This is a genomic window from Micromonospora sp. NPDC023869 (genome assembly GCF_055559695.1).
The window spans coordinates 26,688-52,181 of the sequence record NZ_JBVHKD010000018.1 but is presented as its reverse complement, the minus strand read 5'-3'; the positions used below and the strand labels follow the sequence as shown (position 1 = coordinate 52,181).

Genomic DNA, 25,494 nt, shown 5'->3' with positions numbered 1-25,494 from the left:
CGGTCACCTTTCGTCTCGTGGATCGGTCGGGTCGTCCGGTGCGGTTCCCGGCGTCCGGGTCAGCGTCAGCCGGGACGTCTCGACGACCTGCTCGCCGTCGCAGACGACCTCCAGCGGCGCCGGGTGGCCGAGGAAGGCCAGCAGGCTCGCGGAGAGCCCGTACGCGCCGACGTTCGGCACGCTGAGCACGTCACCGGGGCGTACGTCGGGCAGCGTCGCGGCGCGGGCCCAGGTGTCCAGCGGAGTGCAGAGCGGACCGGCCACGATGGCCCCGGTCAGCGCCGGCTCGTCGGCCGAATCGGTGGACCCGTCCGCGTGCAGGGCCGGAACCAGCGGCGGCAGCCGACGCAGGCCGGACATCCCGCCGAGGTGGTTGATGCCGGACTCCAGCACGACCACGGGCGTACCGTGCGAGTGCTTGACGTCCAGCACCCGGGTCAGCAGGGTCCCGGCGGTGGCGGTGAGGAAGCGGCCGGACTCGAACGCGATCACCGGGTCGCCGTCCGGCCAGCCCGGGAAGAGGCCGTCCAGGGCGCTACGGACCTGCGCGTCGAGCCCGGTCAGGTCGGCGTTGTGCCCGGCGCGGGCGAACGGCGCGCCGAAGCCACCACCCAGGTTGAGCAGCGTCAGCTCGATGCCGAGCAGGTCGCGCAGCCGGTGCGCGGTGGCGGCGGCGGCGGCGAACTGGGTCACCAGCGCGTCCACCGACTCGACGTTGCTGCCGGTGTAGAGGTGGAACCCGGAGACGACCGCCGCCGACCGGGACCGGAACGCCTCCGGCTGGCGCTCGATCCAGTCCACGTCGGCACCGAACTGCGAGGCGACGCCGGTCATGGTCAACCCCTGGCCGGGGTTCGGCACCCGGTCGTTGACCCGCAGCAGGCAGTGCAGCGTGGTGCCGAACCCACCGGCGATCCGGTCGGCCTGGTCGAGAGCACCCGGCGAGTCGACCGAGAACCACCGCACACCCGCCTCGACCGCCTCGACCACCTCGGCGTCGCGCTTGCCGGGGCCGGTGTAGAGCATCCGGTCGCCGGGCACACCGGCGGCCAGCGCCGTGGCCAGTTCGCCGGGGGAGCAGATCTCGGCACCGCATCCGGCCTGGTGCAGTGCCGCCACGATCGCCGGGTGCGGGTTGGCCTTGAGCGAGTAGTAGAGGCGGCTGGGCGTGGGCAGGGCCGCGCGCAACGCGGCGTGGTTGGCGCGTACGTCGGCCAGGTCGTAACGGTAGGCCGGGGTCTCGAAGGGCAGGTCAGCCACGGCGCTCACCCGCCAACCGGGCCAGCGCGCGGCGGTCGACCTTGCCGTTGCCGTTGAGCGGCAGGCTCGGCAGCACCACGCACCGCGCGGGCACCTTCATCTCCTCCAACTGGCCGCGCAGCCGGTGCAGGATGTCGTCGGCCGCCAGCTCGGCGACCACGAAGAGGGTGGCGCCGTCGCGACCGTCGGCGGGCGGCAGCACTCCGGCCACCTCCACGCCGTCCACCCGGTACGCGGCGGCCTCCACCTCGGTCGCGCTGACCCGGGTCCCCTTCTCCTTGTAGACGTCGTCGCGCCGACCGGCGTAGTGCACGTAACCGTCGGCGTCCACGTGGCCGTAGTCGCCGGTGTGCAGTTGCGGGAACAGCCCGTCGCGACGGACGAAGCGTTCGGCGGTCAGCTCGGGGCGTCGCCAGTAGCCGGCCATCACGTGCGGGCCGCGCACCACCAGCTCACCCGGGGTGCCGTGGGGTTGCCGCCGACCGGTGGAGTCCACCGTGAAGATCTCGGTGCCGGGCAGCGCCCGGCCGGACGCGCCCGGCCGCCGCAGATCCTCGTCCGGCGGCATGATGGCGGCACGCTTGCACTCGGTGAGTCCGAACATGAGTTGCACCTTCAGGTCGGGTAGCGCCTCGCGCAGACCGGCGAGCACCTCGGGCGGCATGGTCGCCCCGGTGTTGGTGATCAGGCGCAGCCGTGGGCGTACCGCACCGGGACGGCGCAGCAGTCGCAGCAGGTTGATGGCGAGTGACGGCACGCAGGGCAGCACGGTGGCTCCGGACTCGCGCAGCGCGACCAGGAGGCGTCCTCCGGTCTGCCCGGCGTCGCCCAGGTGCAGCCGACATCCGGCGACCGTGCTCAGGAAGATCTGGTACAGGCCGTAGTCGAACGAGGTGGGCAGCACGTCGTGCACCACGTCGTCCGGGCGGTACGACAGTTCCGACTGGATCGCGCGTACCGCGAAGGTGACCTGGGCGTGGGTGGAGACCACCGCCTTCGGCATGCCGGTGCTGCCGGAGGTGTAGATCAGGCAGACCGGGTCCACCGCCAGCGGCGGCGTGCCGGTCAGGGTCAGCGGTGAGGTGCCCTCCGCCGCGCCGGTCAGGGCGGCCGAGTCGCGGACGGCGACGTTCCGGGCCCGCGCCAGCTCGCGCAGCAGCGGGTCGTCGGTGACGACGAGCATCGGCTCGGCGTCGTCCAGCACGTGGGCCAGGGCGACCTCGGGAGCGGGCACCCGGATCACCGCGAAGACCGCACCGATCCGGGACACCGCGTAGAGCAGGGCGGGCAGGGTGGCGTCGGCGGTCACCGCGACCACCACCCGGTCACCGCGCCGCACGCCCTGCCGGTACAGCCAGTCGGCGAGCCGGCGGCTGTGCGCGTCCACCTCCCGGTGGCTGAGGCGGACCGTGCCGTCGCTGACCGCGTCCGCGTCCGGCCACCGCGACGCGGCCCGGTCGAGCAGGCCGTGCAGCAGGTCGGTGCTCATCAGGCACCTCCGGTACGGCTGGCGTCGGCGAACATCGCGCACAGCGAGCCGACGTCCCGCAGGTCGGCGGCGGAGAGGGCGGTGGCCGGGACCTCGACGCCCAGCCGCCGCTCGACCCGGTCGATGACGTCGACCAGCCGGAACGAGTCGAAGCCCGGCAGATCCCGCAGTACGTCCGTGGGGCGCAGGCGGTCCCCGTCCAGGTGCAGCGTGTCCCGCAGCGCACCGAGCACCGCCGCCTGCACCGGGCCGTCACCGGTACGCGAGCCGTCAGCGGTACGTGGTTCGTCGTCGCTCGCTACCGGCGCGGCCCCGATCGCCTCCACCGCCGAGAGGTACTCGTCGACCAGGGCACCCAGCGCGTCGGCCAGCTCGGGGGAGGCGGGGCGTCCGGCCTGGGCGCGACGCAGCGCCACGTAACTGCGGGCGGAGAGCTGCTGCCATCGCTGCGCCTGCCCGGCCAGCGCGGCGGCGGCCTCCGGGCGGACCGACTCCAGCCAGTGTTCGTGCAACTGGCGGGCCCGTCCGAGCAGCCACACGTCGAGGACGAACCGGTGCAGGCCGTCCACGGTGGTCAGGCTCTCGGTCAGCGAGGCGAGATGTCCGGCCACCGCCGGACGGGACTGCCGGGCCCGCTCCGCGTTGCCGGCCAGCATCTCCGGCACGTCGAGGACCGGCGGCGGACCGGCCGTGATGGCCAGTGTGTGGGCACCGCCCGCCAGCGCTGTGTCGAACTCGTCCACCGGCAACCGCCACACCCCCGGGCGCGCCGGCCCCCCGGCGGTGTCGTTGTGGTACGCGTCCACCACGGTCACCGCACCCGAGCCAGCGTCGGTGGCGAGGAAGCTGTGCCGCATGTGCTCGTGCCCCTGGTACGGACACCAGGGCAGGTCGTAGGCGTCGGCGATGACGTACAGCGGCTGGCCGGTGGCGAACAGCCGGCGTACGCGCGGCCCGTCCAGTTGCGTCCACCGGCCCTCGACCCGCAGGCCGAGCAGGTCCACCGCCTCGGCGGCGCGGTCGTCCGGCGTGGCCTCGACGGTGGGCAGCCCGGCGCGTTCCCGGGTGCGGAACTCGACGCGTGCGCCGAGGGCGAGATGGCTGCCGGTGCCGTGCGCGTGGTCGGCCAGCAGCGCGAAGCTCGTCTGGAGGCAGTCCAGCGCGGAGGCGCGCAGGGCGGTCAGGATCGGCGTCCACACCGGATCTCCGGTCCGCCGGTCCGGCCGGCTCTGGGTGTGTGGGGGCATGGGAGGCTCCTCGTGGCTACGGCGGGCGGAACCGCCGGCGCGGTCGCCCGCGCCGGCGGCGCGGACGGCTCAGCTCTCGGCCTCGCGGTCGAGTCCGTTGGCCCACTCGGTGAGGACGCGGGCCTGGTCGGCGAGGGCGTGCTCGTCGGAGCCGATCGGGTCCTTGAAGAAGAAGCCGAGCTCCTCGACCGGGCCGACGTGACCGGCCCGGTGCGCGGCGGCGGTCAGCCGGGCCAGGTCCAGCACCAGCGGCGCGGCCAGCGTCGAGTCGACGCCGCTCCAGGTGAGCTGCATGGACATCCGGACGCCGAGGAAGCCCTCGAAGGAGACGTGGTCCCAGGCGGTCTTGTGGTCGCCGAGGTCCGGCACGTTGTCGATGTGCAGCGGTGCGGTCACGTCCTCGCCGAGCAGCGCCGGCAGCACACCCGACTTGGAGCTCAGCTTGCTCTTGGCGTTCGCCGGGTCCTCCAGCGTCGCCCCGTCGCCGCCGCCGAGCAGGTTGACCCCGGCCCAGGAGAGAACGTGCAGCGCGCGGCAGGTGAACATCGGTGCGAGGGCGGTCCGCAGCAGCGTCTCACCGGTCTTGCCGTCCGAGCCGGCGAAGGGCACCTGCTGGCGGCGGGCCAGCAACTCCAGGGCCGGCAACCGCGCCCCGGTCGACGGGGTGAAGTCGACGAACCCGCAACCGGCCTGGAAGGCCGCGTACGCGACGACCGAGCTGGGCGGCAGCACCCGGGCGTCCGGGTCGGTCAGCGCGCGGGCCAGTGCCTCCAGGTCGTCGTGTTCGGGCCGGAAGTCGACGGGCGGTTCGGTCGACGACACGTTGACCACCACCACCCGGGCCAGCCCGTGCCGGGTGCGGAACTCCTCGATGTCGGCGGCGAGCCGGTCGATCGCCTCGGCCTGGCTGCCGGTGTGGGACTGCGCGTCGTAGCCGGTGCGCAGCTCGCCCTCGACCTCGGGCAGGCTGCCCCGCACGGCGGCCAGGACCGGGGCCGGGATCACGCCGGAGTCGACCAGCGCCTCCGCCTTCTTCTCCAGTGGTGTGTCCACCACGTCGTGCCCACCGACGACCATGTCGGTCCAGCTCGCCAGCGGCGCGTCGCGCAGCATGTCGGTGTCGGTGACGCAGCCGGTGGACCGGGTCATCCCGGCCCGAAGCGCCAACAGGCCGGTGACGGCGGTGGTGGCGACCGAGCCTCGGGCGCCGTTGAGCCACAGGCCGATCGGCCCGTAGGAGGTCTGCGACGAGGACGTGCTCTGCGGGGTCTCACTGTGCGTGATGGTCACGGAAGGGTCCCTTCTCTGGGCGCGCCGGGTCGGTGGCACGCGGATCGGTGGCGCGTTTCAGCGGGCCAGCACTTTGCCGAGGGCACCGGCGATGTCGTGCATGTCGCGTTCGTCGCCGAGGAACGTGCTGTGGTGGGTCTGCACGGTGTGCGCGGCGAGCCACTCGGTCTTGGGGTACGCACGGTCGCGGTGGATCTCGGTGAACCGCTCGGCCAGCGGCGCGAGCAGCGGCTTGGTCCAGGGCTGGAGCAGCGGGCTGCGGTGCAGCGGCTCGTCGGTGACATAGAAGCGCTTGCCCAGCTCGGCGGTGAGCGCGGTGGCCAGGTCGGCGTTGCTCATCCCGCCGGGCAGTTCGTCGACGACGATGGTGCCCTCATAGATGGAGATCCGGGTCTGCGCCGGTGCGGGTTGCAGCAGGCGTACCCCGTCCAGGTCGGCCACCAGCTCGGTGAGCAGGGCGTAGTTGCGGTTCCGGACGGTGTGCTGCTCGTCCAGGAGGCCGAGTTGGGCGCAGGCCACGGCGGCGGAGAACTCGCTCAGGCAGAAGTTCGCGCCCTGGATCCCGGCGCTCTCCTCCAGGTCCAGCTCACCCGGGGCGGGGCGTCCGTCGCGGTAGCGGCGGGAGTCGGCCCGCAGCTCCTGGAGCACCGGTGCCAGCGAGTCGTCGTCGGTGACCACGGCACCGCCCTCGCCGCAGGTGAGGACCTTGCCGTGCTGGAAGCTGAAGCATCCGATCCGACCCAGGGAGCCGGCCTGGCGGCCCTGCCAGGTGGCGCCGTGCGCCTGGGCGCAGTCCTCCACGATCGAGATGTTCCGGGTCGCGGTGGCCGCGTCCAACGCCGGGATGTCGGCCATGTTGGAGGCCCAGTGCACGGCCACCACGGCGCGCGGGTCCACCGACAGGTCGAGGTCGTCCGGCCCGATGCAGCCGGTGTCGGCGTCCACGTCGACAAGCACCGGCACCAGACCGGCACGCAGCGCGGCGGTGGCCGAGGCGGTCCAGGTCAGGGCCGGGACGAGCACGGTGTCACCGAAGTCGAGACCGAGGGATTCGAGGGCCACCACCAGGGCGCTCGACCCGTGGTCCACGGGCACGCAGTGGCGGGTGCCGACGTAGCGGGCGAAGTCGGCGGCGAACCGGCGTTCGAAGAGCGGGGTGTCGCCGCACGTCGGGCTGCTGATCGCCCACCGGCCACCGTGCAGCACGGCGGCGAGGTTTCGCTCGGCGTCCGGGGCGGGGACCGGCCAGCGGGGCCACGGCCGGTCCGGCGGCCGCAACGGTCGGCCGCCGTCGACGGCGAGCCGTCGGTCGGTACGGATGGAGGTCGTCATGCCGTCGACACTGCTGCCGCTCGATACATCCTCCGTACACGTCGGATACCGACCGAGTTCGATGCCGTGTATCGGCGTTGTATCGGCCTGGCCGACCCTCGGGACATGAGCCGATCCCCGCAGTCATCCCGCAGCGAGCCGACCGCACCACCCGGCGTCGAGCGTGGCGTCTCGGTGGTCATCCCGGTCAAGGACCGGGTGCCCGAGATGCGCCGGCAGCTCCGCAGCCTGCAACGCGCGGCCCGGAACTGCCCGGAGCCGGTGGAGGTGGTGGTGGTCGACGACTCCGCACCGGCGGCCGCCGCCGCGCACCGGGCCGCCTGCGCCCAGTACGGTGCCCGCTACGTACGCGGTCCCCGGCACGTCGGGGCCAAACGGAACCTGGGCGTCCGGCACGCCCGCCACGACCTGGTGCTGTTCACCGACTCCGACTGTCGGGTGCCGGAGGACCTGATCACCCGGTACGCCGCCCGGCTGCGCGCCAGCGGCGACGAGGTCGCCGGAGTCACCGGGCCGGTCCTGGTGGAACCCGGCGAGGGTGCCTTCTTCCGGGTGATGAGCCGCTCCTACCTGCTGCTCGGTGACCTGACCCGGCCCCTGCACCACGAGCGGGTGTCCTGGGGCGCCGGGGCGAACACCGCCGTGAAACGTGTCGCGTTCGACGCCGTCGGCGGCTTCCCGGAGGACTCCCCGATGCCGATCGGCGGCGAGGACCTGCACCTCGGCCTGCTGTTGACCGACGCCGGGTACGCGCTGCTCGCCGAGCCCGAGGCGGTCGTCACCCACGACACCTCGGTCGCCGACACCGTCGGAGCCGTCGCATACCGGTTCACCACGTACGGGCGATCCGAACAGTGGCTCTGCGTGGCCCACCCGCACCGCCGCCGGTTCGTCCTGAACACCGTCAGCGCGCTCGCGGTGACCGCCGCCGTCGGGCTGGCCACGGCTCGGCGTACCGGCGGACGCAGCCTGCTCGCGGTGCCGGCCGTCGCGGCGGCGCTGGTGGCCGCGAAGACACCCGGTCGGCTCGGCGACGACCGTGGCCCGCGCGCCCTCGCCGAGTCGGTGGCCTGTGCCGCGATCGAGACCCTCTTCGACGGCGCCGCCTTCGTCACCGCACTCCGGATGCGCCGCCCCGATCTGCTCTTCACCGGGTTCCGGGCCCCGAACGAGGACGACTACCAGCCGGTCGCCCCGTCGCGGGCCGAACCGGTCGCGGCGTGAGAGGAGCCGGTGTGCCGACCACCCTGCCGCTGGCTCCGAGCCAGCAGATGATGTGGGAGTTCATGACCGCCCTCGACCCGGCCCACCCGGGTGCCGCCCGGCTGGTGGTGGTGGAGTTCCGTCGACTCTCCGGCCGACTCGACGTCGACGCGTTCGCGCAGGCCGTGCAGGACGTGATCGACCGGCACGACGCGCTGCGGATGCGGTTCGTCCAGATCGGCGTCCGGCCCGAGATCGAGATTCTGCCCCGGGTCCGGTCACCCCTGGTCCAGGTGGACCTCACCGGCCAGTCGCCGGCCGCCCAGCAGGCGCGGATCGAGCAGATCGCCTACGAGCACCGCACGGTCGCGTACGACCCGACCGAAGCGCCACTGTGGCGGGCCGCGTTGATCCGGCTCTCCGCGACCGAACACGTCCTCGCGCTCTGCTTCTTCCACATGGTCTCCGACGGCTGGTCGTGCCGGCTGTTCGTGGAGGACCTCTGCCACGCGTACGCGGCCCGGCTGGGCGCGGTCCGCCCGCAACCGCCGCTCGGCGTCGACTTCGCCCGGCTCGCCGCCATCCAGGAGACGGAACTGGCCGGTGGCGGGGTCGACGCAGCCACCCGGGCCGCCCACTGGCGGGATCGGCTGCGGCCGGTGTCGCCGTACCAACTCTTCCCGGCCACCCCGCCCGCCCCCGACGCCGACCTGAGCGCCGAGGTGGCCACCCGCTTCGCGATCCCGCCCGAGGTGACCGCCCGCCTGCGCCCGGCGGCCCGACGTGCCCGGACCAGCCCGTACGTCCTGCTGCTCGCCGCCTATCTGGTGATGCTGTCGCTGCGTGCCGGTCGGGAGCGGATCGTGCTCGGCACCACCACGCTCGGCCGGGAGAGCCCGCTGTCGCAGCGCCTGATCTGCCAGTTCACCAACAACGTGTACGTGCCGGTGGAGATCGCGCCGGACGCGCCACTCGGCGCGGTGGTGCGTGCCGCCCACACCGCGCTGACCGAGGCGATCGCCCACGTGGCGCCGTTCCACCGGGTGGCCGAGGCGGTGCATCCCGACTTCGCCCGACAGCGTCCCTGGCCGGACAGCCACCTCTTCGACGCCTGGTTCCAGTCGGCGGCCACCGCCTCACCGGTGCTGCACTGCCCCGGGCTGCGGGTCGAGCCGCTCGACATCACCGCACGGGCCGTACCCGGCACACCGGCGCCGGTGGTCGCCGCCGACGTACCCGCCGACTGCCTGCCGGTCTGGCTCAAGCGGGGGTCGCCGATCGTGGTGGTGGACGACGACCGGGCCGGCGGGGTCTTCATCCGCAACCGCAGTTTCTTCGACGACGACCTGGTCCGTGGGCTGATCGACGACTACCTGGCGGTCGTCGCCGCACTCGTCGACGACCCGGACCGCTGCCCGGCGCAGCTCCGGCTTCCTGACGGCGCGTGCTTCTTCGATCACGCGGCGGGGTAGAAGGGGCGCGGAGAGGGGCGGGGACCAGGATCCAGGCCGACTCGGGAGAGGTACGACGATCATGACGGACACCTCGACGCACCAGCACGCCGACCGCGAGACGCCGCCGGTGCCGCGCAGCGCGGTCCGGGCCCGCTACTCGGTGGTGCTGCTCTTCGTCATCATGGGCCTGGCCATCGGCGGTTGGTCCTCCCGGGTGCCGGACGTCCGCAACGCGGTCGGCCTCGGCAACACCGGTTGGGGCCTGGCGAACATCGCCACCAACGCCGGTGAGCTGATCTCGCTCGTGGTGGTCGCGGTGCTGATCAGCCGGATCAACACCCGCCGCCTGGCGCTGGCCGGTGCCGCCCTGATCCTGGTCAACGCGCCGCTGCTCGCCGCCTCGACCACGGTGGTCGCGCTGGTGGGCGGGCTCGCCGTCTGGGGGTTCGCGGCCAACCTGCTGGCCACCCCGATGAACGCGCAGTCGGTCGAGGTGCAGAAGCAGTACGGCCGCCCGATCCTCTCCACGTTCCACGCCGGGTTCAGCATCGGCATGCTCGCCGGTGGACTCAGCGGCACCGGAGCCGCCGCCGTCGGCCTCTCCCCGTCGATCCAGATGGCGATCACCAGCGCCCTGCTCGGTGCGGTGCTGATCGGCACCCAACGCTGGCTGCCCGACACGCCCCGTCAGGAGACGAAGGAGGGTGAGGCGCTCCGCCGGCTGCGCGACCGGTTCACGCCCCAGTTGCTGCTGCTCGCCGCGATCGCGTTCCTGGCGTCGTTCGTGGAGATGGCGGGTGCCCAGTGGAGCGCCCTGTACGCCACCGAGGTCGCCGCCGCCGGGGCGGTGCTGGCCGCCGCGACGTACACCTGTCTCTCGCTGGCCGCCGCCGGTGCCCGGCTGGTCGGCGACTCGCTCGCGGGGCGCTTCGGCCGGATCCGGTTCGTCCGGCTCTCCGCGCTGGTCGCCGCCGCCGGGTTGGCGTTGCCGCTGGCCGTGCCCCATCCCGCTGCGGTGATGGCCGGGTTCGGCCTGCTCGGCTTCGGTCTCGCGTGCGTCACGCCGACGGTGCTCGGCTTCGCCGGTGAGCAGCCCGGCCTGACCTCCGGCGAGGGGGTCTCGGTGGTGGCGATGGGCCAGTGGCCCGGCGCGCTGCTGGCCGCGCCGGTCATCGGTCTGCTCGCCGGTGCGCTCGACCTGCGGCTGGCCTTCGTGGTGGTGCTGGTGATGGTGCTGGCCGTGATCGTCCTGGTGGGACGGGTCCGGGCCGCCGCGCTGCCCGGCGAGGGCGCCGCCGGGTGAGCCGTCCGTCAGCGTCGCCGGGGCAACCATCGCCTCAGCCGCCCCGGGCCACCGGTCCGATGAGCTGACCCTCGGTGCCGGTCATGCTGAGCATCACCCACTGCACCTTGCCCTTGGTGATCAGGCCGACCATCTCCGGGTGCAGTTGGGTGAACCAGCCCTGCACGCTGACCAGACCGAGGGCGGTGGCGGCGGTCGCCGCCTCGGCCTCGGTGAGCCGCTGGAGTACCACGATGTCGCTGCGGACCAGCACCTCGACGTCCCAACCGGCCAGGTCGTCGCGGACCACGAGGGTGGCCCGCCAGGGTGCGCTGAGGTTGGTGTCCGGGCCGGTGACCGGACCGGTGTCGATCACCACGAGCTGCGGTTCGGTGGGGGTGGCGGGCACCGGCGGGGCCACTCCCGGTGGAAGGAACGAGGCGATCTCCCGGCCGATCACACAGCGGCGCAGAAAGGCGTCCCACTCCTGCTCGCGAGCGGTCTGAATGAACAGCCGGGCACCGAGCGCGAGGGCCCGGAAGGCGAGTAGTTCGGCGGCGCGTACCCCGCCGGTCAGCATCAGCCGGGTCGGTTCGGCCCGGAACACCCGCAGCCCCACCGGCTCCTGCTGCCGGTTGCGCCCGACCACCAGCCCGCCGCCCCCGGCGACCAGGTGCAGGCCGGCGACGGCGGCCTCGTCGGTGACGTGCAGCCCCATCCGGCTGCCGGGGAACGCGACGCCGTTCACCTGAGGAAGCCTCCCAACGGCAGGGTGGCGGCCACGCCGTACGCGTGCTCGCCGTCGAGTCGTTGCAGGCGGCCACCGTGACCACGGACCGCCTCCTCCAGGGCCCGGTCGGCGGCGGCGAGCGCGTCGGCGTCCGCGCCGATCAGCCGGAACGCCACCTCCACCACGGCGTCGGCGGCGCCGGTGCGACCGGTCTCCCGGGCCACCGCGATGGACACCACGCCGGCCGCCGCGGGCAACCCACGCAGCAGCGGATCGACCTCCCACGACCGGCGCGGCCAGTCGAGCAGCCGGTGGCAGCTCTGCGGGACGCCCTGCGCCGACCAGTGCCGCCAGCCCTCCCGGGCCAGCGGCCGGTCACCGCCGGCCGGCCCGTCGGTGAGATGGGTCAGGCTGGCGACGGCGGCCAGCACCTCGTCCCGGTTGAGCAGCCGGGCGGCCACCCGGTCCTGGCGCAACTGCCGCCGGGTGCGGCGGATCGCCGCAGTCAGCGCCGGGCGCAGGTCGCGGTCGGCATGGAAGTCGGGGGTACGCGGTGCCTGGAGCACCACCCACGCCTGCCGGCTCGCCGGCACCTCCCCGCCGGTCAGTTCGCGGTACGCCCGGTCCACCGCTGCGGAGCGGGCCCGAGGTGCCGGGGTGACCTGGATCAACACCTGCACCGCCACGGCCGGAGTGTCCGGGTCGGCGGCCGGCAACAGCGACACCGGCGACGGCAGGGCCTGCGGCGCGCCCATCAGCAGGGCACCCTCGGTCGGGTCCACCTCCAGCACGGCACTCAGGCCGCCCCGGTGGGTCAGCAGCACGGCCGGCTGGTCGTCGATCTCGACCTGGTCGAGCTCGACGCTGCCCTCCAGATTGGTCAGCAGTTGCCAGGCCGCGTCCGTGCCGGTGGCATTGAGCTGCCGACGTCGACCCCGGTAGCCCCACCAGACGGCCAGCCACTGATAGAGCCACCGGCCCCGATGCCGCAGCAGGGTCGGCGAGAGCAGCAGCACCACACCGGTGGCCACCGCGATGGTCAACGGCAGTCCGTGCGCGCTCGCGGCCAGCACCCCGGCCGCACCCGCCTGCCAGGCCACGAGTTGGGCGACGTGGATCCCGCCGACCCGCAACGGACGCCGGTGCGGGCGTACCACCGGAATCGTGGCCGCGTCGGGCGCGGTCGCCGCCGTGTCGAGGCCCTCCGGTCGGGCCGCCACGTCGGGCTGGGCGGGAGGCGCCGGTCTCTGCTCCACCGCCGGCTCGGCGGCCGGAGCGGCTGCGGCCAGCGCGGCGGCCTGGCTGGTGTACGCGGTCCCGACGGTCGCCCGCCCCTGCGTACGCTGAGCGGCCCACGCCTGCCCCGGCCCGGCCCCGCCGAGCGTCGGTGCCGGCGTGGCGGCCTGCTGCGGCGGTGCCGTGCGCTGTTGCGGCGGTGCCGTGGCCCCCGGGTGTTGCTGCCAACCCGGTTCGCCCGGCCGTGCCGCACCCGGATGCGTCACCGCACGTCCCTCCCTGACCGGCCCGGCATGGTCAGCGTCCGATCGCGGCCTGGACGTCGGCGACCGTCACGGTACGCAGCTCGTCGAGGCTGGGTCGCTGGCCGGACTGGCGCAGTCGCTGTGCCTGTGCCTTGCGTACGCCCTCGAACAGCTTGCGCGCCTCCCGGGCGTTGCCGAAGTTCTCGTCGCGCTCGATCGTGCCGAAGTGCTGCCGGAGCACCTCGGACGCCCCGTCGTCCAGAAGGTATTCGTCGCCGGAGGCCATCCGCTCCACGATGACCACCAACTGCTCCGGCGAGTAGTTGCCGAACTCGATCGTCCTCGCGAAACGGGAGGCCAGACCGGCGTTGGCGTCGAGGAACGTCACCATGTCACCGGTGTAGCCGGCGGCGATCACCGCGATCTCGTCCCGGTGGTCCTCCATCAGCTTGACCAGCGTGTCGATGGCCTCCTGGCCGAAGTCGCCGCCGCTGCCGAAGGACCGGGAGAGGGTGTACGCCTCGTCGATGAAGAGCACGCCGCCGCGCGCCTGCTCGAACGCTGCGGCGGTCTTCTCGGCGGTGTGGCCGAGATACTGCCCGACCAGGTCACGGCGGGACACCTCGCGGAACGAGCCGCCGGGCAGCGCACCCAGCGCGGCGAGCAACTCGCCGTAGATGCGCGCCACCGTGGTCTTACCGGTGCCCGGCGCACCGGCGAAGATCAGGTGGTGGCTCACCGCACCGACCGGCAGCCCCGCGCTGCGTCGCCACTCGTTGACCTGGATCTCGTCGATCAGGGCGCGGACCTCCTCCTTCACCGACTCCAGGCCGACCATCGCCTCCAGGTCGGCGAGCAGCTTCTCCACCCGCGCGGTGTCCTGCGGAGTGGCGGCGCGGGCCGCCGCCGCACCGAAGGCCGCCTGCCGGTGCACCCGGCCCTCCACGATGGTCGGTGAGGCGCCCTCGGCGATCTCGATCGCCGGTTCGGCGGTGTTCTCGGTGGTGCACTCGGTGACCGAGCCCTGGCAGCCCCGGCCGAAGGAGACCGCCGGGCCACGGGTGTCCCGGATCCGGCAGCGGCGCAGCACCGGTGCACTCTGGTGCACGACGGCGATCCCGGCCTGACCGGTCTGCGAGATGTCGCACGCCTCGATGGTGGGCTTGCCGTACTGGTAGATGTAGATGCCCCGGTTGCCGCAGCGGGTGACGGTGGTGGTGCGGATCGTCGGGGCGGCGCCGATCCGTACGATGATGCCGTCCTCGGCGAGGTCGGTGAACTCGCAGCCCTCGACGCTGCCCTCGGAGTCCTCCACCACCAGGCCGTAGCGTCCCCCAGTGACCCGGCAGCGGGCCAGGTTGAACTCCGACCGACCGGCGACCTGGACGGCGGCGCCGAAACCGGCGCTCAGCTCGCAACCGGTCAGCGTCAGCTTCGCCCGGTCCGCCACCACGACCGGCGCGTCACCGGCCTTGAGCACGAGGTCACGCAGCTCCAGACGACCGGAGTTGCAGGAGACCGTCGGGTACGTCCCGGAGGAGGCGTCGATGGTGACCGTGCCCGGCCCCTCGGCGGCGACCACGGTGGCGCCACGGTCGTTGACGAACAGCGCCTCGTAGTAGGTGCCGGGGCTGACCGCGACGACGGTGTCGTCGCCCGCTGCCGCCAGCGCCTCACCGATGGACGGGTAGGCGCCGGCTTGGTCGGTCGAGACGAGAAGGGTGCGCGTCATGGCTCCGGGCTTCGTGCGGCGAGCAGGCGGGGGGTCGGACCGACGATATCCCAGCCGCTCCACCGAATGTGAGCCCCGCACGCTCCTGCGACGGGCGACGCGCCTGGCCGGGACGACGCGGACCGGGCCGCGCCGCAGCGCCGTCGCTGGTTAGGCTCGGCGGGCGGTCCCGGCCGGTCGGCCCGGGAGACGACGACCTCCGGGAGGACGGATGACGCAGCCGCGGATGCTGCCGCTGGCGGCGGGTGCGCTGCTGGCCGACGGCACCGTCTACACCCACACGTCGGTACGCGGGGACGTGCCGCCGGACCTGCACCCGGTGGTCCGACGCTTCCTGCACGGGTTGTCGGTCGACCAGCGCGAACGCTTCGCGGGCTGGTGTGCCGAGGCGGTGCTGGTCTCCGACCGCCTGTACGCCGCCGAGCAGGGTGGTCCGCCGATCGAGGCGGCGCGGGCCCGGGCGCTGCTCTGGGGCGCGAAGGTGCGGGTGACCCGGGTACGCGAGGAGGGCGACCCGCGCCACGGCGAGGTCCAGCCGCCCTGTCGATCCTGCGCCGCGCTGCTCGACTGGTTCGGTATGGAGGCGTTGACGTGACCGAACGATTCCCCGCCCTGGTGGCCGAGGCTCTGACCGAGGCGGGCTGGTCACCCGACGGCCGCGACGACGACCGGGGCCGCGAGTGGGGGCTGCGGATCGCCGCCCAGGCCAGCCCCGGCGGCCGTCAGCACATGATGACGGCAGCGGCCATCGCCGCGTACGCCGAGTTCGGGGGGTTGCGGATCAGCCCACGGGGCGACGGCGAGCAGATCGCGCCGAGCGAGTTCCACCTGGACCCGTTCCTGGTGCGGCAGTCGGTGGAGACGCTCGCCGAACTGGCCGAGGCGATCGGCGCGCCGCTGAGCCCGCTCGGCGAGGAGGGCGACGGCACCGGCATCCTCGCTGTCGACGCCCAGGGCCGGGTGTTCGTGCTGGACCACACCGGTGACTGGTTCCTCGGTGCGGACCTGGACGAGGCGATCACCGGTCTGGTGCTCGGCCGGCAGCCGCAGCGGGTGGACCGGGACGGCGGCTGGTGACCGACCGCCAGCCCATCGCCGACCGGCAACCCACCCCTGACCGGCAACGCGCCGACGGGCAGCCCACCATCGACTGGCAGCCCAGCACCGCGACCGAGCGGGCGATGCTGGCCGCCGCCGAGGCCGACGACCGGGGGGCCTTCCTCGCCGCGCTCGCCGACGGTCCGCTGCTGCTGCCGGTGTCGCCGTCGGCGGCGGCCGGTCTGGAGCCGGTGGCCTGGCCCACCGGCACCCACGACGGGATCACCCACGTGCTGGCCTACACCTCGGCGGCGGCCGTCGCCGCCGGTCTACCCGGCCGGTCGGTCAACTACCACGTGTTCGGGCTCGCCGACCTCGCCGTCGACTGGCCCGACGACGCGTGGATGCTGGCCGTCGACGCCGGGCTGCCGATCGCGCTGCGGCTGACCGCCGAGGAGTTGCGGTCGATCGCCGCGCCGGTGGTCGAGGTGGAACGGCCGCTGCGCGAGGCTGTCCGCCGACAGGACCCGAACGCGCTCATGTCGGCACTGTTCCGGGCCGAGTTGGTGCTGCCGCTGCGCCCGGACGGCCCGGTCACCCGGGACCTCTCCGACCCGGAGTTCCCCTGGTGGAGCCTGCCCGACGAGCAGGGCCGGACGAGCCTTCCGGTGTTCACCTCGGAGGCGCGGATGCGGCAGGCGTTCGGCGAGCACGATCTGGTGGTGATCAACAGCCTCCAGCTCACCGACCACTGGCCGGACCTCTCCTGGCAGTTGCTGCTCAACCCAGACACCGCGCTGGCGGCGGCGTTGCCCGGCGAGGCGTTGCTGAAGCTGCGTGAGTGGGTCGGCGAGCTGCGGCAGGTGATCACCGAGGCGACCGAGGAGGAGCAGCGTCGCCGCGAGACGGCCGCGTACGCCGAGCCGTCGCGGCGGGGCGTGCCGGTGCCGCGTACGCCCTCGGAACCCGAGGTCGACGAGGGGCCGGATCCGGACGTACCGCTGCTGCTGCAACTGGTCATCCCGCACCGCTACCTGCCGTCCTACCTCGACGACGGGTACGACCGGGCAGCCGGGCTGGTGCACGCCTGGCACGGCCCGGGACGCGACACCCCGGCACGGCTCTACCGCCGCCTCGGGCTGCTCGGCGAGGGCTCGCCCTTCGAGGAGGGCGACGAGTGGGTGGCGGTGCTGCGCTGGCCGCCGGGCGAGACCACGCCGCCGGAGTGGGGCGAGGGCGGGCCACGGATGGAGTCGCTTGTCGTACCGGACGGCACCGCGCTGCACTGCCTGCACCAGGACGGTCGTGACGAGCTGTTGGCCCGCTTCGACGCGACCGCCCGGCGCTGGTCCCCGGCCTGATCAGGAGCGGCGGCGGGCGAACCAGGCGCGGGCCGGCGGGCTGCACACCAGGGCGAGCGAGACGCCCGCGAGCCCGCCCACCACCAGCGGGGTGACCATCGTCGGCTGGAAGGTCAGCTTGCCCTGTGCCAGCAGCGTCACGATGACGACGACGAAGATCCCGAACGTGAAGCCGGCCGGCACGGTCAATCCGGCCGCGCCGTCGCCCTGCCAGGCCATCATCATCCCGAGCGAGGCGAGGAACACCACCAGCAGCGCGAGCGCGAGGACGGCGCCGCCGATGCCCACCACCAGCAGCCGACCGATCCCGGTGCCCTCCGTGCGCAGCATGGCCAGGAAGAAGGCGATCCCGGCGACCAGCCAGACGACGACCGCAGGCAGCATCAGCAACACCGCGAGCGTGACCACGGGCGGGCGCGGCGCGGCCGTCCGTTCGGGGCCGGGAAGGACGGGCGGCTCACCCTGGGCGCCGTGGGACGGTGCCGCCGCCACCGACCCGGCCACCGTCGGCGCCGGGCCGAGGATCGGAGAGGGGGCAGGCGCGGGGTACGGGCCGGAGACCGGCGGGGGGCCGGGAGGCGGGTACGGAGATCCACCGGTGGGCGGCGACGTCACGGGTTCCTCCTCGGGGCGCATCGGTCAGCCCGGCGGCCGGCGCCAGACCGAGTCGTCGACGGGCTCGTCGGAGTCCGGTGCACCGGATGGGACGGGCGTCCCAGGTGCCGGTCCGACGGGTGCGGGTCGGTCGTCGTCCGCGACGGCCCTGCCCCGACGGGCGCGACGCAGCAGCACGACGGCCGTCACGACCCCGACGAGGAGCACCAGGATCCCCACCCAGACCAGGACCACGACCATGGTCTCCGCCGGGCCGGGCCCCTCGACGGCACGGGCCGCCGCCAGATCCGCGTCGAGGTCCGGCTCGGCGGGGGCCGGTACGTTGCGGCCCCGGCCGTCCGGCTCACCGGTCAGGGCGGCCCGCAGGTCCAGAGCACCCCATCCGTAGTACAGGTCCTTGCCCGGGTCACCGGCGTCCCGCGTGGTCTCGAGCAGCCGTTCGAAGAGCTGGAACGCGGTCAGGTTCGGGTACTTCGCCTTGACCAGGGCCAACGCCCCGGACACGATCGCCGCCGATCCGCTGTTGCCGACGGCGGTGACGTACCGGCCGCCGGGAGCGGCCTGGACGATGTCCTCGCCCGGCGCGGCGACGTCGACCTCCTCGGCCGGCAGCGCCGCCTCCTTGCTGATCACACCGGCCCGGTCGGTGCCGTTGACGGCGATCGCGCCGGGGTGCCGGGCCGGGTTACCGATGATCGCGTCCTTGCGGTTGCCGACCGCGGCGACCACGACGACGTTCCGCTGGTACGCGCGGTCCACCGCCCGGTTCAGCTCCTCGCTGTGGCTCGCGCCCAGCGAGACGTTGACGATGTCCGCGCCGTTGTCGACCGCCCAGTTGATGCCGGCGGCGATCGCGGTCGGCGCGATCACGGCGGCACGTGGACTCTTGATCGTGACCGGCAGGATGCGGGCCTTCGGTGCGACGCCGAGTACGCCGTCGCGGTTACCCGGTCCGTGTCCGTGCCCGGCGATCAGCGAGGCCATGCCGGTGCCGTGCCCCTCCCGGTCGACGCGCCCCTTGGCCTCGTCGTCATAGAGGTCGACGCCGGGCACGACGTTGTCCTTGAGATCCGGGTGTGTCGCGTCCACCCCGGTGTCGATCACCGCGACGGTGACGCCCTCGCCCCGGCTGACCTGGTGCATCTCGGCCAGTTCCAGGGCCTGGACGTGCCAGGAGTCGTCCCTGGTGGAGTCGGCCAGCGCGGGTGCGGCGGGCACGACCAGAGCGGCCAGGACGCCCACGGCGGTCATCGCCACGGTGGTCACCGGTCGGGTGAGGACTCGCATACCCGTCAGCCTTCCGCTGTGGGCCGCCGGGTCGTCCGACGGCGAGGAACGTGGACGGTCACCGCATGGTACGGGCCGGTCACCGGAATTCCGGTGACCGGCCCGCCGCTGCTCAGGCCTGCCCGAGCGCCCGTCCCTGCTCGCGAGGGCGCTGCTCGGCCGGCGCCTCGACCACACCGACCGCCGACGACTCGGTGACCCAGAGTTCGTCGTCGCCCTCGCCGTACTCCCAGGTCTCCTGCTCCCCGTCGCGCGCCTGACCGGTACGCGGCTTGGGCACCGAGCCTCCGACGCGGCGTCCACCGAGGGAAGGTGCCGGGCCGGTGGTCGGAGCCGGGCGGGCGACGCCGGTGCGACCGGTCAGGCCGGGCCGGGCACCGGTGCCCGGAGTGGGCTTGCCGGACGGCGTGGCCGGGGGCGTGGTACCCCGGCCACCCGGAGCGGCACCCGCCTTGGGCGGCGTGCCCGGTGCGGTGCCGCGCTGGCCGCCGAGGCTCGGCGGCGGCGAGGCGGCCGGACGGCCGGGCGCGGCACCCCGCTGGCCCGGACGGGCCGTGGAGCCCGGCAGTTGCGGGCTGGACGCCGGTGGGGTGGGTGCACCGGTCGGCCGCAGCCCGCCCGGTCGGCCCGGACGTGCACCCGGCGCGCCCGGTGCGCCGGTGTTGCCCGGCAGGGTCGGACGGTTCGGCGCGGGACCGCGCTTGCCGCCCGGAGGCGCCCCGGCGCCGTTACCCGGTCCACCGGCTCCAGGAAGCGTGGGACGGTTCGGTGCCGGCCCTCGGCTGCCCGGCGTGGTGGGTCCACCGGCGCCCGGCAGCGAGGTGCGGGGCGCGTTCGGTCGACCGCCCGAGCCCGGTTGGTTCAGGCCCGGGTTGGCCGGACGAAGTCCGGGACCCGTCACCGGCGGCGGGGCCGGGCCGGGTGCGACGGGCGTGTTCGGCGTGTTCACCGGCGGTGGTGCGGCCGGCGGCGGACCGGCCGGGGCGACCGGAGCCGTGGTGCCGGCGAGGCTGACGCCGTCCGGCGTACCCGGCGGCGGAGCGGCGGGTTCGGTGGGCCGATCGCCCGTGTTCGGCCGGTTCGGCATGTCCGGCCGGTTCGGCCGGGCGCCGTTGAGCGAGGGCGCGCCGGGGCGACCGCCCGGTGGTCCGCCCGGCCCGGTGGGCCGGGGAACACTCGACTGGTCGAAGAGCACGGCGTCGGTCGGGCCCTTGAACTTCCCGCCCCGGGAGATGTTCGTGATGTACGTGTCGATGTAGAAGTCGGCCAGCGGCTTGACGATGTTCTTGGCGCGCTGGTGGTAGTCCTTCTGGACGTCCTCGTACGACCTGCCGTTGTTGCCGGTGACGCCGGGGATCCAGTCCACCAGGTCGGAGGCCTGGAAACCCTTGTCGTCGGAGCGCCGTTCGCCCTGCCGGACCTGCTCGGCCCGGTACTCCTCCCAGAGGGTCTTCATCTCGGTCTGGGTGGTCTTGATCTTGCTGGCGAGCTGCTCCAGACCGGTGGCGTTGTTGCTCGCCACGGTCTTCCACTCGTCCAGCGAGTGCAGGGTCGCGCCGACCCGGCCCATGAAGACGCGGGCGGCCGGTGACTGCCACTTGGCGTCGAGCGCGTCCGCGTGGCGTTGGAGGTTGTCTCGGGTCGACTGGAGCAGACTGGCGGCACGTCGCCACATCTCGGCGAGCGCGGTCGTGCGTTCGTCGCTCTCCTTGCGGACGTACTCCCACATCTGCTCGATGTTCACCGAGTCCCACGAGGTGGGTTCGTACGGCGTGGACTGGGCGGCCCGCTCGGCCGCGTAGTCGTCCGACACCCCGGAATACATGTGGTAGCTCGGCGGCTGCCAGCCGTAGTAGTCGCTCATCCCCGCTCCTCAGGTCCCACGTTCCGCCCCGCCGTCACTGCAGACTCGACTGGTCCAGTCGGAGATCCTCACCGTGCATACGCTCGCTGTCGCCCGGGATCACGTACGCGCCGGGGCCCTCGCCGACGACCTCCCGCTGAGCCCACTCCGGCGTCTGTTCCCGCTGGTCACCAGTGGGGCAGGAGTCCATGCCGTAGTAGGGGTCCATCGGCACGGGGTTGGCGGCCTCCTGAGGAACGGTTCCGGCCGGATCGTCGGCGTTGCCCTCTTGCCAGGCGCCGCTGAGCGTCTCCTGACCGTCGACCCCGTGGAACGCGTTGAGGACGTCGTCGTTGGTGGCCTGGGCGAGCGCGTCACCGGTCAGGTACTCCGCCGAGATGGAGATGGCGGCGGTGCTGAGCGCGACGAGTCCCTTCATCGCGTCGCCCATCAAGTGGGACACCGCCATCCGGCTCTCGTCGTGCCGGCCGCGGAAGAACGCGGCCTCCTTCATCCCGCCGCCGCCGAACGGCGCCTGCACGGTGAGCATGGGTTGCAGGCCGCCCTCGAAACTGGGCCGGAAGTTCTCGTCCAGCTCCTTCTGAATCGCCTGCGCAAAGTCCTTGAGCTGCAGGATGTCGACGTTGATCTCCTCGTCGACGAGCCACTCGTCGCCCATGTCCCTCCCCCGATCACTCACCTGGCACCGGCGCGGCCGGCCGCTGCCTCCCGGTGAGGGCCGGGCCCTGCGCCGGAGTCAGCGCCTGCGGCTTCGCACCCGGGTGACGGTCCCGCAGCCGCGCACGGTAATCCACTCTGGCCGACGGTAGCCCGTCCGGGCAACCCCGTACCGCGCTCAGGAACGCGGTGGGAGGTGCACCAACTGCACCAGTCGGGTCCCGCCGCGCCGGGACACCAGCCAGCCCCGGCCGGGCGGCAGCGGCCCGGGACGGACGGTGCCGAGCAGCACCCCCTCGTCCCGGTTGCCGGACATCACGATGCCCGGCGTGCTGATCTCCCGTAGCCGCATCAGCACCGGCTCGTACAACGCCCGGCTCGCGCCACCGGTGCGTCGGGCGATGACCAGGTGCAGGCCGATGTCCCGGGCCTGGGGCAGGAACTCCAGCAACGGGGTCAGCGGGTTGCTGCCCGCGCCCGCCACCAGGTCGTAGTCGTCGACCAGCACGTACAGGTCGGGGCCCTTCCACCAGTCGCGGGCCCGCAGCCGTTCCGCGCTGATGTCCGGTGGTGGCAGCCGGTCCCGCATCACGGCGGCGACCTCGGTCACGATGCCCTCGGTGACCTGTGCCGTCGAGCCGTACCCGATCAGGTGCGGCGAGTCGATGTCACCGAGCAGGCTGCGCCGGTAGTCGACGAGGACCAGCCGCGCCTGGGTCAGCTCGTTGCGGTCGACGATCGTCTGCGCCAGCGACCGCAGGAACGTGCTCTTCCCCGACTCGCCGTCGCCGAACAGGATGAAGTGCGGGTCGGCGGCGAAGTCCAGGTGCACCGGTTGCAGGTCCACCTCGGCGATGCCGATCGGCACCCCCGGCCGGCCGGTGTCCGGCAGGCTGCCGTACGGGACCACCGGCGGCAGCAACCGGATCGGCGGGGCACCCGGGCCCTGCCATGCGGCGGCCAGATCGGTGACCAGCTTGCGTGCCCCCTCGGGCAGGGTTTCCGCCTCCTGCGAACTGTCGGCCCGGGGCAGCGCCGCGAGGAACTGCTGGCCGTCCGGCGTGATGCCGCGTCCCGGTGACTTGTCCGGCACGTTCATCGCCGCCCGGCGGTCCAGGTTGGAGTCGCTCGCGTCGGCCAGCCACAGCTCCAGCCGGGTGCCGAAGACGTCCCGGACGGCCGGACGCAGGTCCATCCAGCGTCCGGCGGTGACGATCAGGTGGATGCCGAAGGAGAGCCCACGGTTGGCGATGTCGTTGATGGTGGGTTCGAGGTCCTCGAACTCCGACCGCAGCGTGGCCCAGCCGTCGATGACCAGGAAGACGTCGCCGAACGGGTCGTCGTCGTGCTGCCCGTGGCGACGTGCCCGCCGGTACTCGGACATCGAGTCGACGCCGCGCTCGGCGAACCGGCGCTCCCGCTCGCCCATCAGCAACTGCAACTCGGCCACCGTACGCCGCACCAGACCGGCGTCGAGTCGGGTCGCCACCGAACCGACGTGCGGCAGCTCGCGCAGCGAGGAGAGCGCGCTGCTGCCCAGGTCGAGGCAGTACACCTGGGCTTCCCGAGGGGTGTGCGTCAGGGCCAGCGAGGTCACCACGGTACGCAGCAACGTGCTCTTGCCGCTCTGCGGACCACCGACGATCACCGCGTGACCGGCCGCCCCGCCCAGGTCGAACCAGAGCACGTCCCGACGCTGCTCGAACGGCTTGTCGACGATGCCCACCGCCACCTGCAACTCGCCCAGCAGGCCGGCGTGCGCCACGGTCACCCCGCGCGCCGGGTCGGCGGTCAACGGCGGCAGCAACTGGTCCAACGTCGGCGGCTCGGCCAGCGGTGGCAACCACACCTGGTGGGCCGGCTTGCCCCGACCGGCGAGCCGGCCGACCAGGATGTCCAGCACGCTCTCGCCGACCCCGTCGAGCGGCTCCGGCTCCTCCTCCGGCTTCGGCGTCCGGGTCACCGGCGGGGCGACGTAGGCGGTGGTGTACTCGCGTACCCGGTCCCCGCCGTCACCCGCCGCGACCGCAGCGGCGGTCTTGCTCCGGTACGCGCCGGAGACGTACGCGGCCTTGAACCGCACCAGCGGCTCGGTGCCGAACCGCAGGTAGCCGTGACCCGGCGACCGAGGCAGCTCGTACGCGTCGGTCGCGCCGAGCACCACCCGCGACTCCATCGCGGAGAAGGTCCGCAGACCGATCCGGTACGACAGATGGGTGTCCAGCCCCCGCAGCCGCCCCTCCTCCAACCGCTGGCTGGCCAGCAGCAGGTGCACGCCGAGCGAGCGGCCGACCCGGCCGATCTGCACGAACATGTCGATGAAGTCGGGCTTCGCCGTGAGCAGCTCGGAGAACTCGTCACAGATGATGAGCAGGCTCGGCAACGGCGACAGCGGCGCACCCGCCGCCCGGGCCTTCTCGTAGTCCCGCTGCGAGGCGTAGTTGCCGGCGGCCCGCAGCAGCTCCTGCCGGCGGACCAGTTCCCCGTTGATGGAGTCGGTCATCCGGTCCACCAGCGGCAGTTCGTCGGCCAGGTTGGTGATCACCGCGCTGGTGTGCGGCAACCCGTCCAGCCGGGTGAAGGTGGCACCACCCTTGAAGTCGACCAGGACGAAGTTGAGGCTCTCCGACGAGTGGGTCGCCGCCAGCGCCAGCACCAGCGTGCGGAGCAGCTCGGACTTGCCGGACCCGGTCGCGCCGATGAGCAGCCCGTGCGGACCCATGCCGTCCTGCGCGGACTCCTTCAGGTCCAGCTCCACCGGCCCACCGTCGGTGCCGATCCCGATCGGCACCCGCAACTTGTCGCGGTTGGGTCGCGGCTGCCAGGCCCGGTCGACGTCGAACTCGTACGGGTCGCCGATGTCGAGCAGGTCGGCCAGGCCCAACTCGCTGGTCAGCGGCGTGTCACCGCCGCCCCGCGAGGCAGCCGACAGGCGCAGCGGAGCCAACTGCATGGCCAACGCCTCGACCTCGGCCGGTCGGCAGTCGTCGGCCCGCCCGATCTCCGCCGGCCCGTCCACCGTGACGCTGTCCAGCTTGCGGTCGGCCGACACCTCCAGCACCAGCCGCGCCCGGTCGAGCAGACGCGGCGCCGGGGTGGAGAGGTCGAGCAGGGTCACGCCCTCCACCCCGCCCTCGGTCATCAGGTGGTCCGAACCGGCGGTGTCACCGCCGTCGACGACCACCAGCACGTGCGGCCCGGAAACCTGCGGGCCACCGCCGCTGGCGTTGAACCGGGGCCGGCTGGCGAGCACGTCGTCGAGCATCGCCTCCAGGCCGGTCACCGAGGGGGACACCAGCCGCAGTTGCCCCAACGCGTCGGTACGCGACGGGTGCAGGGCGTGCGGCAACCACTTCGTCCACTCCCATTCGGCCCGCCGATCCGGTGCCACACAGATCGCGATCAGCATGTCGTCCGGTGCGTGGAACGCGGCGGCCTGGGCCAGCACCGCCCGGACCATGCCCCGCGCGGCCTCGACGTCGCCGCGCAGGTGCACCCGGGCGAACCCGTTCAGAGCCATGGTCACCGGCAGGTCGGGCACCTCACCGTAGGTGGTGAGGAAGCGACGCAACGCCAGCGCGCACATCGGCTCCAACTTCTCCAACGACGTGGCCGGCGGCGGCACCAGGGGCGTGGCCAGCTCCTGCGGGCCCAGGCCAATCCGGACCGTGCCGAAGTCCACATCGCCGCGCCGACGCTCCCACAACCGCTGCCCCAACGGCAGCGACCAGAGGATGTCCGGGTCCGGATGCCGATAGAAGGCCGCCTCGCGCTGCTTGCGGATCGTCTTCAGCACCCGGCGACGCTGCCGCGACAGGTGCGTCATGTACTCCCGGCGTCGCTGGAGCATCTCCTGCTTGCCCGGCCCGCCCGCGTTGTTGCTCAACTGCGAGCCGAGCATGCCGATGGCGGAGAGCCCGAACAGGCCACCGGTGACGTACCCGAGCGTCGACCCGCCCCGCCCGGCGAACATCAGGGCCATCGCGAACGAACCGGCGAGCATCGGCAGCAGCATCATCATCTGCCCCCAGGCCTTACCGGTCGGTGCCGGTACCTCGGGCGGCGCCTCCAGGAGCACCTCGCCGGAGGGGTACTCCGGTTCCGGCTGCCGGGCGGGTCGTTTGACGACCACGGTGCTCACGTGACAGACCTCCGTTGCCTCTCGCGGGCGT

At 73.4% G+C, this 25,494-nt stretch carries 19 protein-coding genes; 6 read left to right on the top strand and 13 right to left on the bottom strand.

Going from position 1 to position 25,494, the window contains the following annotated elements:
* Window positions 1–3: 3 nt before the first annotated feature.
* The 5 genes from ACZ31C_RS30800 to ACZ31C_RS30780 all read right to left on the bottom strand — a co-directional run bounded on the left by ACZ31C_RS30800 (window position 4) and on the right by ACZ31C_RS30780 (window position 6,618).
* Window positions 4–1,269, bottom strand: coding sequence for a type III PLP-dependent enzyme domain-containing protein (locus tag ACZ31C_RS30800; protein WP_465798272.1), 1,266 nt, complete (start codon window positions 1,267–1,269; stop codon window positions 4–6).
* Window positions 1,253–2,749 carry a class I adenylate-forming enzyme family protein gene (locus tag ACZ31C_RS30795; RefSeq protein WP_465798271.1) on the bottom strand — a complete coding sequence of 499 codons (1,497 nt, stop codon included), beginning with the start codon at window positions 2,747–2,749 and terminating at the stop codon, window positions 1,253–1,255. Before ACZ31C_RS30795 ends, ACZ31C_RS30800 begins: the two co-directional genes overlap by 17 nt.
* The gene (locus ACZ31C_RS30790) at window positions 2,749–3,996 is read right to left on the bottom strand and encodes an acyl carrier protein (protein ID WP_465798270.1); all 1,248 of its coding nucleotides are present in this window, start codon (window positions 3,994–3,996) and stop codon (window positions 2,749–2,751) included. The genes ACZ31C_RS30795 and ACZ31C_RS30790 overlap by 1 nt, the downstream gene beginning before the upstream one ends.
* A gap of 69 nt (window positions 3,997–4,065) precedes the next feature.
* Window positions 4,066–5,286, bottom strand: coding sequence for an inositol-3-phosphate synthase (locus ACZ31C_RS30785; protein WP_465798269.1), 1,221 nt, complete (start codon window positions 5,284–5,286; stop codon window positions 4,066–4,068).
* 57 nt (window positions 5,287–5,343) lie between these two features.
* On the bottom strand, window positions 5,344–6,618 hold the full coding sequence (locus tag ACZ31C_RS30780; protein ID WP_465798268.1) for a DegT/DnrJ/EryC1/StrS family aminotransferase: 1,275 nt from the start codon (window positions 6,616–6,618) through the stop codon (window positions 5,344–5,346).
* Window positions 6,619–6,723: 105 nt separating this feature from the next.
* On the opposite strand from ACZ31C_RS30780, the gene ACZ31C_RS30775 reads away from it, so the two are divergent.
* The 3 genes from ACZ31C_RS30775 to ACZ31C_RS30765 all read left to right on the top strand — a co-directional run bounded on the left by ACZ31C_RS30775 (window position 6,724) and on the right by ACZ31C_RS30765 (window position 10,578).
* Window positions 6,724–7,842: a glycosyltransferase family 2 protein gene (locus ACZ31C_RS30775; protein WP_396749072.1), complete on the top strand. Its 1,119-nt coding sequence runs from the start codon at window positions 6,724–6,726 to the stop codon at window positions 7,840–7,842.
* Window positions 7,843–7,853: 11 nt separating this feature from the next.
* Window positions 7,854–9,293, top strand: a complete 1,440-nt coding sequence (locus ACZ31C_RS30770; protein ID WP_465798267.1) for a condensation domain-containing protein — start codon at window positions 7,854–7,856, stop codon at window positions 9,291–9,293.
* Window positions 9,294–9,354: 61 nt separating this feature from the next.
* Window positions 9,355–10,578: an MFS transporter gene (locus ACZ31C_RS30765; protein WP_465798266.1), complete on the top strand. Its 1,224-nt coding sequence runs from the start codon at window positions 9,355–9,357 to the stop codon at window positions 10,576–10,578.
* 34 nt (window positions 10,579–10,612) lie between these two features.
* On the opposite strand, the gene ACZ31C_RS30760 is transcribed toward ACZ31C_RS30765, so the two are convergent.
* The 3 genes from ACZ31C_RS30760 to ACZ31C_RS30750 are packed head-to-tail and all read right to left on the bottom strand — an operon-like array spanning window position 10,613 to window position 14,500.
* A complete protein-coding gene (locus tag ACZ31C_RS30760) occupies window positions 10,613–11,305 on the bottom strand; it encodes a hypothetical protein (RefSeq protein ID WP_131054478.1) in 693 nt (230 codons plus the stop codon).
* On the bottom strand, window positions 11,302–12,789 hold the full coding sequence (gene eccE, locus ACZ31C_RS30755) for a type VII secretion protein EccE (RefSeq protein WP_465798265.1): 1,488 nt from the start codon (window positions 12,787–12,789) through the stop codon (window positions 11,302–11,304). Before eccE ends, ACZ31C_RS30760 begins: the two co-directional genes overlap by 4 nt.
* 31 nt (window positions 12,790–12,820) lie before the next feature.
* On the bottom strand, window positions 12,821–14,500 hold the full coding sequence (locus ACZ31C_RS30750) for a right-handed parallel beta-helix repeat-containing protein (RefSeq protein WP_396749081.1): 1,680 nt from the start codon (window positions 14,498–14,500) through the stop codon (window positions 12,821–12,823).
* 211 nt (window positions 14,501–14,711) lie between these two features.
* Here ACZ31C_RS30750 and ACZ31C_RS30745 point away from each other — a divergent pair, with 211 nt between their 5' ends.
* The 3 genes from ACZ31C_RS30745 to ACZ31C_RS30735 all read left to right on the top strand — a co-directional run bounded on the left by ACZ31C_RS30745 (window position 14,712) and on the right by ACZ31C_RS30735 (window position 16,899).
* Window positions 14,712–15,095, top strand: coding sequence for a YwqJ-related putative deaminase (locus ACZ31C_RS30745; RefSeq protein ID WP_131055396.1), 384 nt, complete (start codon window positions 14,712–14,714; stop codon window positions 15,093–15,095).
* Window positions 15,092–15,577 (top strand): SUKH-3 domain-containing protein, encoded by a 486-nt coding sequence (locus tag ACZ31C_RS30740; RefSeq protein WP_465798264.1) that lies wholly within the window; start codon window positions 15,092–15,094, stop codon window positions 15,575–15,577. Before ACZ31C_RS30745 ends, ACZ31C_RS30740 begins: the two co-directional genes overlap by 4 nt.
* Window positions 15,578–15,681: 104 nt before the next feature.
* Window positions 15,682–16,899: an SseB family protein gene (locus ACZ31C_RS30735; protein WP_465798318.1), complete on the top strand. Its 1,218-nt coding sequence runs from the start codon at window positions 15,682–15,684 to the stop codon at window positions 16,897–16,899.
* Here ACZ31C_RS30735 and ACZ31C_RS30730 read toward each other — a convergent pair whose 3' ends face one another.
* From ACZ31C_RS30730 to eccCa, 5 genes are all read right to left on the bottom strand, one after another.
* Window positions 16,900–17,514, bottom strand: coding sequence for a hypothetical protein (locus ACZ31C_RS30730; RefSeq protein WP_465798263.1), 615 nt, complete (start codon window positions 17,512–17,514; stop codon window positions 16,900–16,902).
* Between the two features lie 24 nt (window positions 17,515–17,538).
* Complete coding sequence (gene mycP, locus ACZ31C_RS30725; RefSeq protein WP_465798262.1) at window positions 17,539–18,801, bottom strand: type VII secretion-associated serine protease mycosin; 1,263 nt, start codon at window positions 18,799–18,801, stop codon at window positions 17,539–17,541.
* A 112-nt stretch (window positions 18,802–18,913) separates the two neighbouring features.
* Window positions 18,914–20,665, bottom strand: coding sequence for a WXG100 family type VII secretion target (locus tag ACZ31C_RS30720; protein WP_465798261.1), 1,752 nt, complete (start codon window positions 20,663–20,665; stop codon window positions 18,914–18,916).
* A gap of 34 nt (window positions 20,666–20,699) precedes the next feature.
* On the bottom strand, window positions 20,700–21,323 hold the full coding sequence (locus ACZ31C_RS30715; RefSeq protein WP_449951039.1) for a hypothetical protein: 624 nt from the start codon (window positions 21,321–21,323) through the stop codon (window positions 20,700–20,702).
* A gap of 177 nt (window positions 21,324–21,500) precedes the next feature.
* The gene (gene eccCa, locus ACZ31C_RS30710; protein ID WP_350699132.1) at window positions 21,501–25,463 is read right to left on the bottom strand and encodes a type VII secretion protein EccCa; all 3,963 of its coding nucleotides are present in this window, start codon (window positions 25,461–25,463) and stop codon (window positions 21,501–21,503) included.
* Between the last annotated feature and the right edge of the window lie 31 nt (window positions 25,464–25,494).